Below are 17202 nucleotides of genomic sequence, written 5' to 3'. Positions count from 1 at the left end.
TGATTGATGGTAGTTTATGCACTAAATATCAGGCAAAATAAAAAGGACTATTGTCCTTTATTCCACAGTCAAATCATGCATAATTGCGTCATAACCTTCAGCTTCTTCGTCAGCGGTCAAACGTAATGGCGCAGCAATAAATTCTGTTATTTTAGCTAAAACATATGTGCCAATCGCCGCAAATACGATAGTAAATAAAATTGCGACTAACTGTTTGCCAACCAATGATACATCACCGTTGATTAAACCAGCAACACCGCCAACACTTTTATCAGCAAATACACCTGTCAAGATCGCGCCCACAGCGCCACCAATACCATGAATACCAAAAGCATCTAGTGTATCGTCATATCCAAAACTATTTTTAACAAATGTGATACCAGCAAAGCCTATAAACCCAGCTAAGAGTCCCATCACTACAGCTGCCCATGGTGCCACAAATCCTGCAGCAGGCGTAATAGCAACTAATCCAGCAACACCGCCACTAGTAATACCAGATAATGTAGCTCGTCCATGATACTTATATTCAACGAGACCCCAAGTTAATACAGCGGCAGCTGATGCTAGCCATGTGTTAACTAACGCTAGAACTGCTGTGCCATTTGCTGCGAGAGCTGATCCGGAGTTGAACCCAAACCATCCAACCCATAACAACGCACCACCAATCAAAACATAAGAGGGCCGTACAGGTATGTGCTTGTCAATATGACGATGTCCAATCATCAAAGCCAATACCAATCCAGTCACACCACTAGAAATATGAACAACAGTTCCACCAGCAAAATCAATCGCGCCTAACTGAGCCAAGAATCCACCGCCCCAAACCATGTGCGCTAACGGTGAGTAGATAAAAATCAACCAAAGTGCAATGAATACAAGCAAAGCTTTAATTCTAACTCGACCAATTACGGATCCAGTAATAATTGCTGCAGTTATTATCGGAAACATACCTTGAAACAAGGCAAATGCGCCATCAGGAATTGTTAAACCTTTAGTAGAATGCGTGAATGAAACATTCGTTAAGAACAAATGTTTAAAATTACCAATCACATTCCCACTACCACCAAATGATAACGTATATCCAACAACAAACCACACTAACGAAGCAATTCCAATAATCATAACTGGAATAAACATCGTGTGCAGCAAGTTTCTACGCTCACCTAAGCCACCGTAGAACAAGGCTAATCCAGGTGTCATTACCCAGACTAATGCAGCTGAAACTAAAACCCATGCTAAATCACCACTGTTCATTAAATCACTCCTACTTGTTTTTCTTTATTAATTTAATATTAGCAGTTCTCTAAATTTTAGTATTAAACTGTGGTAGCTTTTCTTACATTAAATTAAAAAAGACTATAGTGATTTGAATAATCAAATCATTATAGTCTTTTTTTGCAAGTATAAACTAAAATTATTATACTGTTTGCACAGTCAACATGTTTGTTGTACCTGATTGTGACATTGGTACACCTGCTGCAATAACAATAGTATCACCTGAATTAGCCAATCCTTGGTCTTTAACGGCCTTCTTAGCTAAGTCAACCATTTCGTCAATAGTCTTTGGTGCATCATAAACCACTGGAACAACACCATAGTTCAATGTCAAACCACGTTGCACGCGTTCTGAATAAGTAACGGCCAAAATGTTAACATCAGGGCGGTGCTTTGAAACCATACGTGCAGTGTAACCAGAGTTGGTTGATACAACAACAGCCTTAGCATTCACATTGCGTGCGATACGAGCAACAGATGCTGCAACAGCTTCTGTTGAATCAGTTTCATCAAAGAAAATATCCTCATGACGACCGTTTTCGCGCAATGAAGTTTCGGCCTTCTCATCGATTGCAGCCATTGTTGCAACAGCTTCAACAGGATAGTCACCGTTAGCTGATTCACCTGACAACATTGTTGCATCAGTACCATCGAACACAGCATTGGCCACATCGGAAGCTTCGGCACGTGTAGGACGTGGGTTTTCTTCCATTGAATCAAGCATTTGTGTAGCAGTAATAACAGGTAATCCGGCTTTGTTCATCTTACGAATCATGTCTTTTTGAACCAAAGGCACATTTTCAGCAGGAATTTCAACACCCATGTCACCACGTGGTACCATCAAAGCATCTGAAACTTCCAAGATTGCATCAAGATTATCGATACCTTCTTGTGATTCAATCTTAGGAATGATTTGCACGTGTTCCATGTTCTTTTCCTTCAGCAATGCACGGATTTCGAGCACATCTTCAGGCTTACGAACGAATGAAGCAGCGATATAGTTGATTTCATGATCCAAACCAAAACGGATGTCATCAGCATCTTTTTCAGTAATACCTGGCAAGTTAATTGAAACACCAGGTGCATTAACACCCTTACGTGATCCCAAAATACCGTCATTATCAACGCGAACAACTAATTCGCGAGCGGCTGAATCTTTTTCGATAACAGTTGTACCAAGCAACCCATCATCAAACAAGACTTGTCCACCTTCTTTAACATCATCGAACAAACCAGCGTATGTAACGGCGATTTTTTCTTTCGTTCCTTCAAGGTTTTCATCCATTGCAATACGCAATGTGTCACCTGTATGAAATTCGATCTTGCCGTCAGCTTGCTTTGTTGTACGGATTTCAGCACCCTTAGTGTCCAACAAGATACCAACTGTCTTTCCAGTAATCTTTTCGGCTTCGTGAACAGCATTCATACGACCCAAATGTTCTTCGTGATCACCGTGTGAAAAGTTAAAACGGAATACGTTGGCGCCCGCTTGGATTAACTTTACGATTGTTTCGACATCAGATGATGACGGACCAAGTGTTGAGACGATTTTCGTCTTTTTCATGGTTAAATAGCTCCTTAGTTATCTTGGTTGTTGCTTGTGCAACTCTACCCAATCTCTATTTTATACATTATGACCCATTTGTACAAGTCATATTATTAGTAAGTTTGTTTAAAAATAATATTTTCACTACCTAGTAAAGCTGCTAATTCGCGCATGATAACGGTTTCACTACTCATCCAAAATTCTTGATCAAGTTTTTGATTTTTACCATCTTTTTGCCAGTGAATCACCACTGGATTATGACCATGATGTTTTTTCATAATTTGGCTAATTTCCTCACGCCTTTCCGGTGTATCATTCTTTTCGTCAAGTTGAAGAAACCAGGTCCCTTGAGCGGGTTTGACATGCTGCGGTTCTGGCGCTAAATTAATGTGATTAGCCACAATAGCGATTTCATTCCGCATATCACGCTCTGATTTACCAGCAATGCTCAATATTGTTCCAGGCTGCAGAAAATTGCTAATTTTTTTAAATAGTTGTGGAAATATGGTTACACTAATTTCTCCAGTGGTATCAGAGACCTTCACGAAAGCCATGTCATCCCCCTTTTTAGTGCGGATCTGACGAATACTGTCGATAATTGCGATTATTTTCTCAACCTGGCCAGGCTGTACGACATTTCCTATCTGACTAAAACCATTTTCCAAAATGAAATCAACATATGCATCTAAAGGATGACCTGATAAATTCACGCCAATAACTTCTTTTTCTTTTTTCAGACGATCAGGCAAAGCAAAATTATCATACTTCTTAATTTTCGTTTCTTCCAAAATTAAGTTACCAAAGCTTGCACCTTCAATCAAGCTCGCTAGATTTTCGATTAGTTCGCGTCGATTATAGCCAAACGAATCAAGTGCACCAGCATATACTAACTGCTCTAACACTTCTCGTTTACGCATTTTATCTGGCAAACGTCTGACAAAGGACTGGATTGTTTGAAATGAACCATTATTTTGTCGCTCTTCTAACACACCTGTCACAAAATCCGTACGAACACCACGGATGTTGTTCAAGCCCATTTGTAATTGGTTTTCGATAGATGTCCAAAGTTTATATGACTTGTTGATATCTGGTGCTAATACTACAATTCCGCGCATTTTAGCTTCAGATACATATTGCTGCACTTTTTTTTGTTCACCCAGATTTGCATTTAGTAAAGCTGTAAAAAAAGCAACCGGATAATGTGCCTTTAAATAGGCTAACTCAAAAGCCAGTTTACTATAAGCAACTGCATGAGAACGATTGAAACCATAATTAGCGAATTCATCAATATAAGAAAAAATAAGTTCTGCTTGCTCTTGATCATGCCCATTTTTTAAAGCACCTTTAATAAATTGCTCATGCAATTTTTGCATTTTGTCAACTTTTTTCTTCGACATGGCACTTCGTAAAACATCCGCCTCACCTAGCGTGAATCCAGCATATGACTCCGCAACCAGCATAACCTGCTCTTGGTATACAATAATACCAAAAGTTGGCGCCAAAATTGATTTCAAACTAGGGTCTGGGATCGTCACTGGTTCTTTACCATGGCGTCGAGCAATAAACTTATCAATATTTTGTGCAGGACCAGGACGATAAAGCGCGTTAACAGCCACAATATGTTCAAAGGTGACTGGTTTCAGCTTTCGCAATACATTTTTAATGCCGGCAGATTCAAATTGGAAAACCCCATTTGTGTCTCCTTTAGCAAATAATGCTAAGGTTTTGGCGTCATCTAAAGCAACTTTGGTAATATCAAACCCTTCTGGTAGCTCTTTTTGAGCATAATAGAGTGCTTGGCTTAAAATTGCCAAATTTTGTAATCCTAGAATATCGATTTTAAGTAACCCTAATTGTTCAACTGGATCTTTTTCAAATTGTGTTAATAAACGTCCCTCCGTACCAGATTGCACAGGCAATGTTTGTACCAAAGGATTCGCACTAAGCACAATTCCTGCCGCATGTGTAGAGTAATTTTTTGGTAACCCTTCAATTTTCAACGCCGTTTGTAATAATAATCTACCATTATCAATATCACGAAGGGCATTCTGTAATTGTGGCGCTTTAAGCGCATCCTCAATGGACACTTTACGTCCATTTTTTCCTTCAGGTATACTAGCACTCAACTTACTCAATGTCGGGGTTGGTAACCCAAAAACCCTACCAACATCACGTAGGGCTTGCTTAGAAGCTAAAGTACCAAATGTAATAATTTGACCAAAATTTCTTTTCCCGTACTTTTGATGAAGGTAGGCGAATAGTTCTTCACGTTTGCTTGGTGGCCAATCAATATCAATATCAGGCATTTGCACGCGCTCGTCATTTAGAAAGCGTTCAAATAGCAAGTTAAATTGCAAGGGATCTACATCGGTAATTTGTAAACTGTACGCAACCAAAGATCCAGCGACAGAACCACGACCTGGTCCAGTTTGAATGTGGTTTTTATGCGCAAAGTTAACAATGTCCCAAACAATCAGGAAGTAATCGCTAAATCCTAACACTTCAATGGTTTTTAATTCGTGCTGCAATCTTTCTTCGTACAAGTTCAAGCTCACATTATGTCCTTGTAATCGTTTTTTTAATCCACTGACAGCAATTGTTTCTAAAAACTGTGCGTTGGTCACGCCAGATGGTGTTTCAAAAGGTGGTAAAGCCGTATCTTTAAATTCAATGCTGACATTGCTTTTTGAAACCAATAGTTCGTTATTAATATAGGCTGTCTTTAGTATTTCTGTGCCTTGGTATTCTTGCTGAACGACAGTTAAATCTCTTAAAATATGTGAGCCTTGTTGTTGAGCCAAAATTTTAATATCGTCCAATTTAACATTTGCATCAATTGCTTTTAAGACTTGAGTAGTGAACGCATCGTCTGAGTTCAGATAATCAATGTCATCTAAAGCAATCATACGGCCACCGGTTTGTTCGCTAAATTGCGCTAATCTCTCTTGTATCTGCGGTGCCATTTGTGAATTAATACCAATAAAAGAATGGTGAGCGTCAACAAGGGTGATAAGTTGTTGCCAATAGTCATTAACTTTCTCATACCCCGAAGAGATGAGCTGAACAAGCTCACTGTCAGTTGGAAAAACAATGTTTATACCAGATAAGTGTTTGACCATTGTTTCCCACTGAAAATCTCCTTGACTAGTCATCTTGGCTGATGATAGCCACATTAGATTTTGGTAGCCTACTTGATTCTCAGCTAATAGTACGACTGGAAATAGCGTAGCAGTATTCACAAGTCCATTGACCATTAATGTCAAGCCAAATAAAGGCTTAATCCCATGCTTTTTTGTTTGTCGAAACCAGTCTATCGCCCCGTACATTACATTAACATCAGCCAGTGCAATGGCTTCATAACCACGAGTCTTTGCCGTTTGGACAATTTGTTCAATTGTATTTGGATTTTTTAATAAGCTATAACTGCTTAAAATTTGAAGCGGTGCGTACATTTCAACTCCTTATACGAACATCCGTTTTCTTTAATTATACAGAAAAATCACAGAAAAGTCGTTAATTTTAACAAATATTAGGGTCCCACAAAACCACAGATAAGACATTTTCTATTTTCTTGTTTAAATTCCCTTAAAAACTTGCCATTTGTGAAAAAAGGTGTATTATAATGACAGTAAAGAGGTAAAAAATCATGAAATACATTATGGTAGCAATTTGGTCGGCAATATTTGGTGAAATTTTGGGTTATATTGTATCCCAATTGAATTCTGGCACTTATGATTTTGTTACTGTTGCTGTCATTGCTGTCATTGTTGGTGAAATTGCGCTAGTTGCAATTCCAGCAATTTCAGGATCAGCTGCACCAAAAGAAGTTGCGTCTGAAGAATAAATCACAAGATTTAAAAAGAGCTCATTTGAGCTCTTTTTGTTTATCCAAAAGTTATTTTTCTTGTGCAAGTTTTACAATTTCTAAAATAACGTCTGTTGCCTGTTCCATGACTGTTGTAGAAATATATTCAAAACGGCCATGCATATTTTCGCCACCAGCAAAAATATTTGGTGTTGGCAGCCCTAGGAAAGTTATTTTTGAACCATCGGTACCACCACGGACAGGTTCAATAATTGGTTTAATCGCTAAGTTATTCATCGCTTTTTCAGCCAAATTAACTGAACACATGTCATCTTTCAAGATTTCACCCATATTATAGTATTGATCTTTCAATACAACTTTAATACGCTTTTCCCTTAATTTCTGATTAAAGGCATCGGCAATATCTAATAATCTTTGCTTACGTTCTTCAAATATATTTCGGTCATGATCACGAACAATATAACGCAGAGTTGCTTCTTCAGGATTACCGTCAACTGCTAGAAGATGCCAAAATCCTTCTGTTCCTTCAGTGTTTTCTGGGCGATCATGGACAGGAAGTTGTTCATGGAAATCAAATGCTAGCTGAATAGCATTAACCATTGTATCTTTTGCAGTTCCTGGATGAACATTTCGCCCCTGAATTGTGATAACGGCGCTCGCAGCATTAAATGTCTCCCACTCAAGCTCTCCTAACGGTCCGCCATCCATTGTATAAGCGAAGTCAGCACCAAATGCTTCAACATCAAAATGGTCGGCACCAATACCAATCTCTTCATCTGGTCCAAAAGCAAATCGCAAATCACCATGCTTAACCTCTGGATGTGCAATCAAATACTGAGCTGCCGTAATGATTTCAGCATCTCCAGCTTTATCATCAGCACCTAATAGTGTTGTACCATCGGTTGTTATTAGCGTATGTCCCGCATATTTTTTTAAGCTAGGAAATTCCTTAGTTGTCAATTCATAACCACTATTTCCTAACTTAATTGACGATTGGCCGTCGTAATTCTCAATAATTTGTGGGTTAATGTTCGCTCCATTAAAATCTGCAGTATCAACGTGTGCAATAAATCCAATTGTGGGCACAGCACTATCATCAATATTGCTTGATAATTCCGCAAACACATAACCGTCTTTCATTGTGCGTACATTTTCAAGACCAATAGCTTTCAACTCCTCAGCTAAATCTGCCAAAAAGGCGACCTCTTTAGGTGACGACGGCACTGTTTCTGAATTCTCATCAGACTGCGTATCTACTTTTATATACTTCAAAAAACGTTCTGTTAATTCAGGATACTTTGTCATATATTACTCCTTTTGAGCATTTGCTCACTGTTTTAACCGGTAACTAAATATATTTGTATGGATCTGTATTGATTTTTGTAGCAACTACATCAACAGTGTCGCCAAACCATTCTTTGACCTTAGCAACCATTTTTTTGTTAGCAATGGCTTCCATGTGATGATCAGGATCAATCACAATAAAATTTGAAGCCAAGATGTCGTGCCCAACGTGATAGTAGACATCGGCTGTGACGTAGGCATCAGCTCCTGCTTGTTGCGCAACCCGCCACCAACGGCCTCCATCTCCACCTAGCACAGCGATCTTTTGAATTGGCTTTGTCACATCGTTAGCGATAACGCGCACTGCTTGAACTTGAAACAAATCACGAATTTTCACAGCGTATTCTTGTACAGAAATTGGTTGCACTAATTGTCCAATCCTGCCAAGACCCGTTCTCTTATCTACATTTGGTACCAGAGGCACTGCATTTTGAATACCAAGTGCTTCAGCCAACCAATCATTCATGCCACCTTGTGCGCTGTCCATATTAGTATGTGAAGCATAAACAACAATATGGTGTTGAATCAAATCTGCATACATTCGATTTTGAGGCTGTGATAGGTCTAGATTTTTTGCCGGAAAGAACATGACCTCATGGTGTGCCCATATAAAATCGACCTGATTGTCAATTGCCTCTTGAACCACTTCTGGGCGAACGTCAAGGGCTGTCATTACTCGATGCACAGGCTGTTTAGGATCACCAATTTGCAGTCCTGTAGGGTCACCCTCCTCAGCTAATTGTTTAGGTGCAAAAAGCTCAATCTTGTTAATTAACTCTTGTGCAATCACTTGATAACCTCCTGAATTTGCTGATATTTGTTTTTCCACTCTTGATAAATAGGTGAATCCGCTTTCCCAGCAAATTCAAGATTTTCAAAAATTGTGTCGATGCGATCCAATTCTTTCTGCCATTTAGCAACAAAAACTGATGTTTTTTGCTTTCGCAAGACCGGACCAAATTTTTTATCAAGGCTTGATAAACTTTGAGTGCCCTCTGTTGCAACCATAATTTCGTAAAAATGGTTATCCTCTTGTTCAATAACCTCATCGTTAATTTTATACTGATGGTTGTTTAGCCATGTTCGCACAATGTGCTCATCGGTATTAGGTTGTAGTATAAGCGTTTCAAATCGTTTGGCTTTTGAAAATCCCGCTTCTAATATGTCTGTAATTAAGACACCGCCCATACCAGCGATTGTGACCGTATCAATATGATCCTCATCTTTAATTGCCGCTAATCCATTCGCCAATCTCGCCTCAAGTTGCGTGGTTAACGATCTTCGAACAATTTCGTGCTGCGCATTTTCGTAAGGCCCTTTAGCAACCTCACCAGCAATTGCAAACGAAATTTTGTTATTGATTAATAGATTAGCAGGTAAATAGGCGTGATCAGAGCCAATATCGGCTAACCTTGCGCCTTTGGGTACAAATGAAGCCACAGCTGCAAGCCGTGGTGAAAGATGAATACTGTCCATTTTCTATCCTTAGAGTTGTTTTTTTACTCATTTTAGTATAACAAATAAGTCAATATCTCGCTGATATCATGTACTTTTAATTAATAAGGGCCACAAGTTACATCATACTCACATTTCTTAATTAAAAGCATTAGAATGTTAGAAAATATAACATTATTTAGTAATTAAATTCTACAGCATACGAATAGTTTGCACGATAATTTGTCCTGTGTTACACTCTATGCGTGAGCTTTTCACAAATAACTGAAAACACCAAAATCTGGGGTGCCGCCGCGCTGAGATAAAACCCATTATACCTGATCTAGATAATACTAGCGTAGGGAGATTTACTTGAAAATGTATTAATGAAATGACATATTTTGACAGTACTATGTTTTGTGACGTCATCACTATAATATGTGATGATGAAATAATACAAGTTTGTTAAGTATCGTTTCTTCATTGAGATTATGACCACAATTTTTCAAGCCAGTCTTCCTTGTGAAGCCTGGCTTTTTCTAATTACACCCGATTTTGCGGTGATTTCGGTTACATCAATTATTAACCAATAAGTCATGAAAACAGTTGTATATCTCATACTCTTATTGGTTAATATCGGAAATTTTAGGAGGTTTTGCAAATGTCTGCAAACAAATGGTCACTTCGCGATGTTATCTTCATCGCACTAATCGGTGTGTTTTTTGGATTTATATTTTGGGCTTGGGCATTTGGCTATAATGTCATCGCTGCCTTTTTAACACCATTCGGATTAAGCGCATATGCTAATGATGCAACATTGGGTCCTTGGCTAATGGCTGGTCCTATGGCTGGGTTCATTTTACGTCGTCCCGGTGCATCTATTGTGGGTGAAACACTTGCCGGCACAATTGAAATGGTCTTTGGTTCTCAATGGGGTGTCATGAATGTTGTCGCTGCATTAATCCAAGGTTTTGGTACCGAACTTGGATTTGCTGTATTTGGCTACCGTCGTTGGGACAAAACGAGTTTGTCAATGTCTGTCATCACAGTTACTGTTGTGACATTTATTTGGGACCTGTTCCGTAATGGTTATGCCGATTACTCATTTGGTTTGTTGATTGGATTATTCATTACTCGCCTCATTTCAGCAGCTATTTTTGCAGGAGTTATCGTTTACTTCACACAAAAATTGGTTGCTAAATCAGGTATTCTAGAAGTTAATAAAAACGAGGTGGTCTCATGATATCAAGCATTGCAGTCCAAGTATTACCAATGACAGCTGACACAGAAGAAGTCATTCGCATAGTTGATCATGTGATTGCTTATATCAACAAGAGTGGTGTCAACTATCAGGTAGGTGCTTTTGAATCAACTCTTGAAGGTGATTACGATCAACTAATGGATATTTTAAAAAATCTGCCCAAGGTTGCAGCACAAATTAGTGACATTCCCGTCATGGTATACAGCAAAATAAACATGGCTACAGATTCTGATGTTTTAACCATTGCAAAGAAAACAGATAAATATAAATAAGCGGAGTTTCCGCGTACATAGGAAATTATTATGGTTACTCATTTAAAACATGTCAGTTTGTCATATGGCAATACAAAAATACTTGATGACACCACCATGTCAATATCTCACAATAGTTTTAACCTACTAATCGGTCCATCTGGTTCTGGAAAATCAACCCTTCTCCGAATATTTGCAGGATTATATCCCCAACTAAAAGGTGAAGTACTTGTGAATGATCAATCAGTTACCACATTACCAGCTAACGAGAAAGCTAAAGTCGTCGGCTTTTTATTTCAAGATCCAGACACCCAATTTGTTATGAAAACACCACTGGATGAATTGATTTTCACTTTAGAAAACTTGCAAGTTCATCCTTCTGATATCAAGCAACGTGCAACGCACGCTCTAGAATTTGTTGGTATCTCAGACTTAACCCATCAAGACATTAACACCTTATCAGGTGGTGAGAAGCAAAAAGTTGCATTAGCTATCATTGTTGCAATGCAAAGTGATTTCTTATTATTGGACGAACCGTTTGCAAATGTGGATAGCCAATCTCGCCAGGATCTATTAGCTAAATTAAAAGATTTACAAAAACAGGGACAAACCACTATATTAATCACTGATCACGATTTACACGGGTACGAACCACTTGTTGATCATGTGTGGGAAATACACCACAAAAAAGTAGCAACTGTTAGTAACTTTCAAAATCGTATCTTACCGGAACAAAATGTTCACCTGCAATTACCTAAAGAAGGTGTTTTGCAATTAAAAAATTTTGAACTTTTAGTGGGGCAACGTCAATTAATTAGTATTTCCGATTTACCTTTGGCCCCCAGTGGAATTACACTCTTCACCGGAGCAAATGGCACAGGAAAGTCATCCCTTTTCAATGCTCTCACTCGTCTAAAATCCTACCAAGGTGACATTTTGTTTATGGACCAAAATATCAAAAAATTTAATGCTGCCAAATATGCAAAACAAGTAGCATTGATATTTCAAAATGCAGAACGGCAATTTTTACGAATGACGATTCGTGAGGAAATCGCGTTGAGCATGCAACATGCACAACAACCAGAAAAATGGTCCGAAAAAGTCATTACTCGTTACTTAGAGCGCTTAAACTTGGATGGGCTACAGGATCATGTCGTTTACCAGCTCTCTGGCGGGCAAAAGAAAAAAGTTCAACTCTTGGTGATGTTAATTGTTGGCACACCAATATTATTGTTAGACGAACCTATTGCTGGTCTGGACACAGATTCTGTTCGTGTTGTAGGCGAAATTTTACGAGAAATCGCAGACATTGGACGACAACGTTTTATTATTATTAGTCATCAACTAGATCAGCTACGCCCAATCATTGATTATCATTTGCATCTATCTAATCAAACTTTACAATATATGGAGCATTTTTTATGAATCCAAGTGTTAAATTTCTACTTATACTTATCGTTAGCATCGAACTAACTTTTATCCTAAATTATCAAATCAATGTTGTTGTAACGATTGTTGCTGGTATTTATCTTGTTCTTTCAAAACTGTCTTGGAAACGTTATTTGCTATTAATTGTCATGCCTATATTACCTGTCTTAGGTGCATGGACATCATTTACAACTTTTGGTTCCCATGACATGGCAATTATCATGATGACTCGAATTGTTGCCTACATATTCCTAGGAGCGGCTTTTTCGTTTACAACGGATATGACCCTGCTTCTAGACACACTCGAACAAAAATTTCGTGTGCCAACCACTTTTGTCTACGGTCTACGCGGTGCATTATCTTTTGTGCCACGTGTTAAACAAGAAATTCAAACTATTCGAACGGCAGCCTTAATGCGTGGTGAATCTTTAACATTTTACTCACCACAATTATTTTTCAAAGCTATTTTGGTCTCACTCCGATGGTCAACTCGTTTAGCAGAAGCTATGGCCTCACATGGATTTACCGAAAATGCTGAGCGGACACACTTTAAAACAATTGTAATCAAAAAAAGAGACTGGACGATGGCAATCAGTCTCTTAGTCATATTACAGTGCATCATAATATATCTTTAATAGGTGCAAATGTTTTACGATGAATCGGTGTAATGCCGATTTTTTTTATACCCTCAAGATGTTCTTTTGTACCGTATCCAGCGTTTTTTTCGAAACCATAACCATGATATTTTAAACCATAAGAAGCCATTAGGCGATCACGTGTGACCTTTGCAATAATACTAGCTGCACCTATAGAATTACTTCGTGCATCTCCTTTAATTAAAAATTCTTGCGGCAAATCTAAATCTAGCCGCATAGCATCTATTAATAAAGCTTCAGGTACGGGAGCCAACTGGTTGACTGCCTCTGTCATCGCAACACGTGCTGCTTCATAAATATTAATTTCATCAATAATTGAGGCTTCTACGCTACCAACACCTATAGAAATTGCTTTTTCTATAATTTTGTCGTACAATTCGTCTCTTTTTTTTGCAGATAACTGCTTAGAATCTATGACATCTAAAACATCAAAATCATGCGGTAAAATAACAGCTGCTGCAACAACTGGACCAGCTAAAGGCCCACGACCAACTTCATCCACGCCAGCAACTAAATCGTATCCTTGCATCCAGTACTGACGCTCAATATCAAAACGCGACAAAAAATGCTCACGTTTTTCCTGAACCATCACTTGTTTTTTTTGCCAAGCCCTCAGAGCATTTTGTACGCCAACACGTTTATCTTGTTGCCAAATCAGCAACTGCCCATCGTTAGGCGACATATTTTTCAATTGTAATTTAATATTTGCAATTGTGTCAGTCATTTTTCATCTCAATTAAATCAAGTGTAAACGCCCCTAATTTATTTTTTCTAAGATCATTTAGTATTCGTTCACTGGCCTTGTCATAATCGTCTTTGAATCCTAATTTGCTTGTGATGGATAATAAAACATCTACATTTTCTTGATCAAAAATATTGTCGTTCAAATAATATCGCTCAATAATGGCCTCTGGTCGATACTCTCGAAAAAAGTTAATCAAAAATAGTGCAGCATCATCTTTGGCAAAGATTGTATCTTTCACCGCTCCTGTTAATGCTAGTTTCATGCCGATGTTCTGATCTTCAAACTTTGGCCAGAGCACTCCTGGGGAATCGAGTAATTCTAATTTTGTTGGCGTTTTTAGCCAAGCAACTTTCTTCGTTACACCTGGTCGATCCGCCGTTGGCGCAACATTTTTCATTACCAAGTGATTCAATAATGTTGACTTACCGACATTTGGCACCCCAGAAATCATGGCGCGAATAGGCTGATCTTGAATACCTTTTGCTAGTTGTGCTGCTTTTTTTGCTTCGACTGCTCGTCGAGCTGCTTTAGTCACTAATTGCGGAGTCCTTGGGTCACGCGTATCGAGAACAAGTACTGTGTATCCTTGTGCTTCAAAATGTTTTTTCCATGCCCGTGTTTGATCAGGATCTGCTAAATCAGCTTTAGTCATAATTAACAAACGGGGCTTATTGCCGATTAACTTATCCACTTCAGGATTACGAGAACTTTCGGGAATACGGGAATCAACTAGCTCAAAAACAACGTCGACTAATTTTAAATTTTCCCGCATCAAACGGAAAGCTTTGGCCATATGGCCAGGGAACCATTGAATTATTTGTGCCATTAAACATATGTCCTTTCTAACATTAACGCTCAGCGTTGTATAGTGACCACGCTTCATCAAATGTTGTCATACTCATTAAATAGGTTGTATTCTCTTCTAAGTACTTTGACAATTCATCAAAATCGCTACTTTGTTTTGGAAATGACGAATCTAAAAAGGCGTTGTTTGCAAATTGTTGCACTTCATTGGCTGCCATAGAATTACGATTCGTCATTAACCAATTGTAAAATGAACGATCACTTTTTCTCATTAGCAAGACCTCCTTGGAAAACAAACTGATCTGCTTTTATATTAATGACCTTTGCTTTAAATTTAATGCCTTGCGTTGTGGGTAACTTACTCATATCAATGAATATTTGTTTCTTCTTCGGTACGATTGTGACGTATTCAGGCGCATCATAACTTGATCTGACGTAACTCATCACAGTTTTAATCGGCAACGATAGGTTACCAATTGCTAAAGATTTCGCCTGCATAACAATGTTCCCATTAGGCGTTAATTTAGCATCAAGAGCCATACCAAAATTAAATTTTTGACCCAAAAGTTTGGCGCTACCATACATCATCACGTCATCCCCAATTTTAAAAGTATATCCACTATTATCTGTATCATTAAGATAGTGAGCAACTAAGGCATTGATTTGTTTTTTGTTTAAGGACACATCAAACGTAGCGTCTGATTTACTGATCTTGGATACATTGTCTTTTATTTTTACTGGCCCAGTAGCATCGTTGAAAAGCCAAATTCCACCTACCAATAATATAGATATTAAACCCCAAAAAAGCCAAAACCAAATTGGCTTCTTTTTTTTGACTATTTTTTTCGATCTAGCTATTATTTGATCAGCCATTGCTTTGCTTCCTTTTTCATTTTGTTAAATAACTGTGTTGTCATGTAATTATAGCCCTTATTATTAGGATGATAATTATCTTCCGTACTAATCCATGCGTTGTTAACACCTTTTTGACCCGTCAATACAGCTGTCATAGCAGCATTCGAATTTGAACTACTATTTGAGCTAGCTGCCTCTTTGACTAGTTTTTTACGTTGTGCTACTGTTTTAAATTGACCGTAGGTCAAATCAAAAATATTTACAAAGTATGCATTACCATCTTTTTTTGCGGCATTGGCATTGATTGCATTAAATAACTTAACGTCGGCATTAAAGTCTGAACGGTCAGCAAAATGGACATATAACGGATTGTAATTTCCAAATATGAATATTGGTGCATCAGAGTTATAAGAACGAATATCTTTAATTAAAGAAGATAGTTTTTGTTGATAAGATTTTTGACCCGCTGCAACAGCAGCCGACAAAGTTTTTTGTGAGGTTGCCAAAACGTTCTTCAAAAGTAATTGTTGTAAATCATTCCCACCAGAAGTCATTACAATTACATTAGCTTTTTTAAGATGAGTTTGAAATTTTTGTTGGGTGTCCAATCTCTTTTGAATCTGATCGGAGCGGTCCCCTGCTTTACCAAAATTACTAACCGTTACACTAACATCGTAATTTGAACGAATTTCCTTGGCAATACGCCCGGAGTACCCCTTCATTTTTTTTTCGTCACCAACACCCTCAGTTAGAGAATCCCCTAACGCAACTAAGTTAATATGTGATACTTTCTGCACCGATTTTTGAGAATTATTTAAATTATTTTTTTGATTCTCCCAAGTTTTGATACCATAGAACGCACCAATGCCAATCAGTAAGATAGCTATGAAACTAATGGCAAATTTTCGCATGCGCAATTCTCCTGAAACTTTACTGGTAACCATTATAGCGTAAATGGGCACTATGTACAAAGAACGAATTTTACTTCGTTCCTTATTTTTTCTATAATTTATTATTTTGACGCTTTGCACGCCACACTGGATATGCAACACTACTATTAGCAATATAATATAAATATTTACCAACATTAGCAAAGTTTCCTTGCGTCAAGGCTTTAGCTAATTGGACAACATTGTAGACTATCCAGAACAACCATTGATCTTCAATTTTAAAAATATTCATAACATTGGGAATTAAAGATAAAGCAAAAACTGTACTTGATAGCCAAAACAGTGGGCTTGTGCTTTGAAATGCTAAATAATTCAGTCCAAAACTCAAAGCTATTACACCAAGGACCATAACAAAAAATAACTTTTTGAAATCGATCACGCGATTAACCCGCTTATCACCATAATGCATCCAGCCACCAACAGAAGCCGCGTTGATAAGAAACGAAAGCGGATAAGTTAAAATTGCTCCACTGTTCCCTAACATAAAATCAATTGTTCCGGAAATCAATGTATTGATTGTACCAACAACATTACCAAATTTATTCAGACGAGATGTTAAACGAGTTGATATTATTGATAAACTTGATGATACAACAGAAATAATACCAAAAGGAACATACTTCGCCCAATTATCATGTGCAAACATCTCTATGTTAGTCAAATTATTAAACAAATACCCCGAACTATAAGCCATAAAAATAACTATCAAAATTCCAACGATGTCAACAATCCTTGATCGGTTAAGTTTTTGCATTAAAGTCAGCATAATAAAATGCCCTCCGTTTGTTTTTCGAACACCGAAACGGCAACGTGCTCATCAGTTTGTT

At 37.9% G+C, this 17202-nt stretch carries 17 protein-coding genes and 1 riboswitch; of the genes, 5 read left to right on the top strand and 12 right to left on the bottom strand.

The features are described 5' to 3' along the window. Positions 1-57 precede the first annotated feature (57 nt). The 3 genes from A6B45_RS03815 to A6B45_RS03805 form a co-directional block, all read right to left on the bottom strand. Positions 58-1254, bottom strand: coding sequence for an ammonium transporter (locus A6B45_RS03815; RefSeq protein ID WP_072613419.1), 1197 nt, complete (start codon positions 1252-1254; stop codon positions 58-60). A 163-nt stretch (positions 1255-1417) separates the two neighbouring features. Then, positions 1418-2839: a pyruvate kinase gene (gene pyk / locus A6B45_RS03810; protein WP_072613418.1), complete on the bottom strand. Its 1422-nt coding sequence runs from the start codon at positions 2837-2839 to the stop codon at positions 1418-1420. Between the two features lie 95 nt (positions 2840-2934). Further along, positions 2935-6273: a DNA polymerase III subunit alpha gene (locus tag A6B45_RS03805; protein ID WP_072613417.1), complete on the bottom strand. Its 3339-nt coding sequence runs from the start codon at positions 6271-6273 to the stop codon at positions 2935-2937. 194 nt (positions 6274-6467) lie between these two features. Between A6B45_RS03805 and A6B45_RS03800 the strand changes: the two genes are divergently transcribed. Continuing rightward, positions 6468-6665, top strand: a complete 198-nt coding sequence (locus A6B45_RS03800; RefSeq protein ID WP_072613416.1) for a YjzD family protein — start codon at positions 6468-6470, stop codon at positions 6663-6665. Positions 6666-6716: 51 nt separating this feature from the next. On the opposite strand, the gene pepT is transcribed toward A6B45_RS03800, so the two are convergent. From pepT to A6B45_RS03785, 3 genes are read right to left on the bottom strand one after another with little or no spacing between them, the layout of a single operon-like run. Next, positions 6717-7952, bottom strand: a complete 1236-nt coding sequence (gene pepT, locus A6B45_RS03795; RefSeq protein WP_072613415.1) for a peptidase T — start codon at positions 7950-7952, stop codon at positions 6717-6719. Positions 7953-7995: 43 nt separating this feature from the next. Further along, positions 7996-8781 carry a Nif3-like dinuclear metal center hexameric protein gene (locus A6B45_RS03790; RefSeq protein WP_072613414.1) on the bottom strand — a complete coding sequence of 262 codons (786 nt, stop codon included), beginning with the start codon at positions 8779-8781 and terminating at the stop codon, positions 7996-7998. After that, positions 8778-9467, bottom strand: a complete 690-nt coding sequence (locus tag A6B45_RS03785; RefSeq protein WP_072613413.1) for a tRNA (adenine(22)-N(1))-methyltransferase — start codon at positions 9465-9467, stop codon at positions 8778-8780. Before A6B45_RS03785 ends, A6B45_RS03790 begins: the two co-directional genes overlap by 4 nt. Before the next feature lie 250 nt (positions 9468-9717). Next, positions 9718-9807, top strand: a riboswitch (TPP riboswitch). Positions 9808-10086: 279 nt separating this feature from the next. Here A6B45_RS03785 and A6B45_RS03780 point away from each other — a divergent pair. From A6B45_RS03780 to A6B45_RS03765, 4 genes are read left to right on the top strand one after another with little or no spacing between them, the layout of a single operon-like run. Beyond that, entirely contained in the window at positions 10087-10668 is a 582-nt protein-coding gene (locus tag A6B45_RS03780; protein ID WP_072613412.1) for an ECF transporter S component, read from the top strand. Continuing rightward, a complete protein-coding gene (locus A6B45_RS03775) occupies positions 10665-10958 on the top strand; it encodes a thiamine-binding protein (RefSeq protein WP_072613411.1) in 294 nt (97 codons plus the stop codon). Before A6B45_RS03780 ends, A6B45_RS03775 begins: the two co-directional genes overlap by 4 nt. A 30-nt stretch (positions 10959-10988) precedes the next feature. Continuing rightward, positions 10989-12362: an energy-coupling factor ABC transporter ATP-binding protein gene (locus A6B45_RS03770; RefSeq protein ID WP_072613410.1), complete on the top strand. Its 1374-nt coding sequence runs from the start codon at positions 10989-10991 to the stop codon at positions 12360-12362. Continuing rightward, positions 12359-13000: an energy-coupling factor transporter transmembrane component T family protein gene (locus A6B45_RS03765; protein WP_072613409.1), complete on the top strand. Its 642-nt coding sequence runs from the start codon at positions 12359-12361 to the stop codon at positions 12998-13000. The genes A6B45_RS03770 and A6B45_RS03765 overlap by 4 nt, the downstream gene beginning before the upstream one ends. Here A6B45_RS03765 and A6B45_RS03760 read toward each other — a convergent pair. The 6 genes from A6B45_RS03760 to A6B45_RS03735 all read right to left on the bottom strand — a co-directional run bounded on the left by A6B45_RS03760 (position 12984) and on the right by A6B45_RS03735 (position 17141). Then, positions 12984-13745 (bottom strand): ribonuclease HII, encoded by a 762-nt coding sequence (locus A6B45_RS03760; protein WP_072613408.1) that lies wholly within the window; start codon positions 13743-13745, stop codon positions 12984-12986. The genes A6B45_RS03765 and A6B45_RS03760 overlap by 17 nt on opposite strands. Continuing rightward, positions 13738-14592, bottom strand: a complete 855-nt coding sequence (gene ylqF, locus A6B45_RS03755; protein WP_072613407.1) for a ribosome biogenesis GTPase YlqF — start codon at positions 14590-14592, stop codon at positions 13738-13740. Before ylqF ends, A6B45_RS03760 begins: the two co-directional genes overlap by 8 nt. Before the next feature lie 22 nt (positions 14593-14614). Beyond that, positions 14615-14842: a YozE family protein gene (locus A6B45_RS03750; RefSeq protein WP_004164222.1), complete on the bottom strand. Its 228-nt coding sequence runs from the start codon at positions 14840-14842 to the stop codon at positions 14615-14617. After that, positions 14829-15443 carry a YpmS family protein gene (locus A6B45_RS03745; RefSeq protein WP_036090520.1) on the bottom strand — a complete coding sequence of 205 codons (615 nt, stop codon included), beginning with the start codon at positions 15441-15443 and terminating at the stop codon, positions 14829-14831. Before A6B45_RS03745 ends, A6B45_RS03750 begins: the two co-directional genes overlap by 14 nt. After that, positions 15428-16336: an SGNH/GDSL hydrolase family protein gene (locus A6B45_RS03740; RefSeq protein WP_072613406.1), complete on the bottom strand. Its 909-nt coding sequence runs from the start codon at positions 16334-16336 to the stop codon at positions 15428-15430. The genes A6B45_RS03745 and A6B45_RS03740 overlap by 16 nt, the downstream gene beginning before the upstream one ends. Positions 16337-16427: 91 nt before the next feature. Further along, a complete protein-coding gene (locus A6B45_RS03735) occupies positions 16428-17141 on the bottom strand; it encodes a nicotinamide mononucleotide transporter family protein (protein ID WP_072613405.1) in 714 nt (237 codons plus the stop codon). Between the last annotated feature and the right edge of the window lie 61 nt (positions 17142-17202).

This window comes from Leuconostoc suionicum (assembly GCF_001891125.1).
Taxonomy (GTDB): Bacteria; Bacillota; Bacilli; order Lactobacillales; family Lactobacillaceae; genus Leuconostoc; species Leuconostoc suionicum.
The sequence above is the reverse complement of the archived record's forward strand: the minus strand, read 5'-3'. Positions and strand labels throughout refer to the sequence as shown.

What these genes read in the sequence shown, in the direction of transcription:
- A6B45_RS03785 (WP_072613413.1), bottom strand. Translation starts at nt 9,467, where the DNA reads ATGGACAGTATTCATCTTTCACCACGGCTTGCAGCTGTGGCTTCATTT.
- A6B45_RS03800 (WP_072613416.1), top strand. Translation starts at nt 6,468, where the DNA reads ATGAAATACATTATGGTAGCAATTTGGTCGGCAATATTTGGTGAAATT.
- A6B45_RS03735 (WP_072613405.1), bottom strand. Translation starts at nt 17,141, where the DNA reads ATGCTGACTTTAATGCAAAAACTTAACCGATCAAGGATTGTTGACATC.
- pyk (WP_072613418.1), bottom strand. Translation starts at nt 2,839, where the DNA reads ATGAAAAAGACGAAAATCGTCTCAACACTTGGTCCGTCATCATCTGAT.
- ylqF (WP_072613407.1), bottom strand. Translation starts at nt 14,592, where the DNA reads ATGGCACAAATAATTCAATGGTTCCCTGGCCATATGGCCAAAGCTTTC.
- A6B45_RS03765 (WP_072613409.1), top strand. Translation starts at nt 12,359, where the DNA reads ATGAATCCAAGTGTTAAATTTCTACTTATACTTATCGTTAGCATCGAA.
- A6B45_RS03775 (WP_072613411.1), top strand. Translation starts at nt 10,665, where the DNA reads ATGATATCAAGCATTGCAGTCCAAGTATTACCAATGACAGCTGACACA.
- A6B45_RS03745 (WP_036090520.1), bottom strand. Translation starts at nt 15,443, where the DNA reads ATGGCTGATCAAATAATAGCTAGATCGAAAAAAATAGTCAAAAAAAAG.
- A6B45_RS03805 (WP_072613417.1), bottom strand. Translation starts at nt 6,273, where the DNA reads ATGTACGCACCGCTTCAAATTTTAAGCAGTTATAGCTTATTAAAAAAT.
- A6B45_RS03750 (WP_004164222.1), bottom strand. Translation starts at nt 14,842, where the DNA reads ATGAGAAAAAGTGATCGTTCATTTTACAATTGGTTAATGACGAATCGT.
- A6B45_RS03760 (WP_072613408.1), bottom strand. Translation starts at nt 13,745, where the DNA reads ATGACTGACACAATTGCAAATATTAAATTACAATTGAAAAATATGTCG.
- pepT (WP_072613415.1), bottom strand. Translation starts at nt 7,952, where the DNA reads ATGACAAAGTATCCTGAATTAACAGAACGTTTTTTGAAGTATATAAAA.
- A6B45_RS03740 (WP_072613406.1), bottom strand. Translation starts at nt 16,336, where the DNA reads ATGCGAAAATTTGCCATTAGTTTCATAGCTATCTTACTGATTGGCATT.
- A6B45_RS03815 (WP_072613419.1), bottom strand. Translation starts at nt 1,254, where the DNA reads ATGAACAGTGGTGATTTAGCATGGGTTTTAGTTTCAGCTGCATTAGTC.
- A6B45_RS03780 (WP_072613412.1), top strand. Translation starts at nt 10,087, where the DNA reads ATGTCTGCAAACAAATGGTCACTTCGCGATGTTATCTTCATCGCACTA.
- A6B45_RS03770 (WP_072613410.1), top strand. Translation starts at nt 10,989, where the DNA reads ATGGTTACTCATTTAAAACATGTCAGTTTGTCATATGGCAATACAAAA.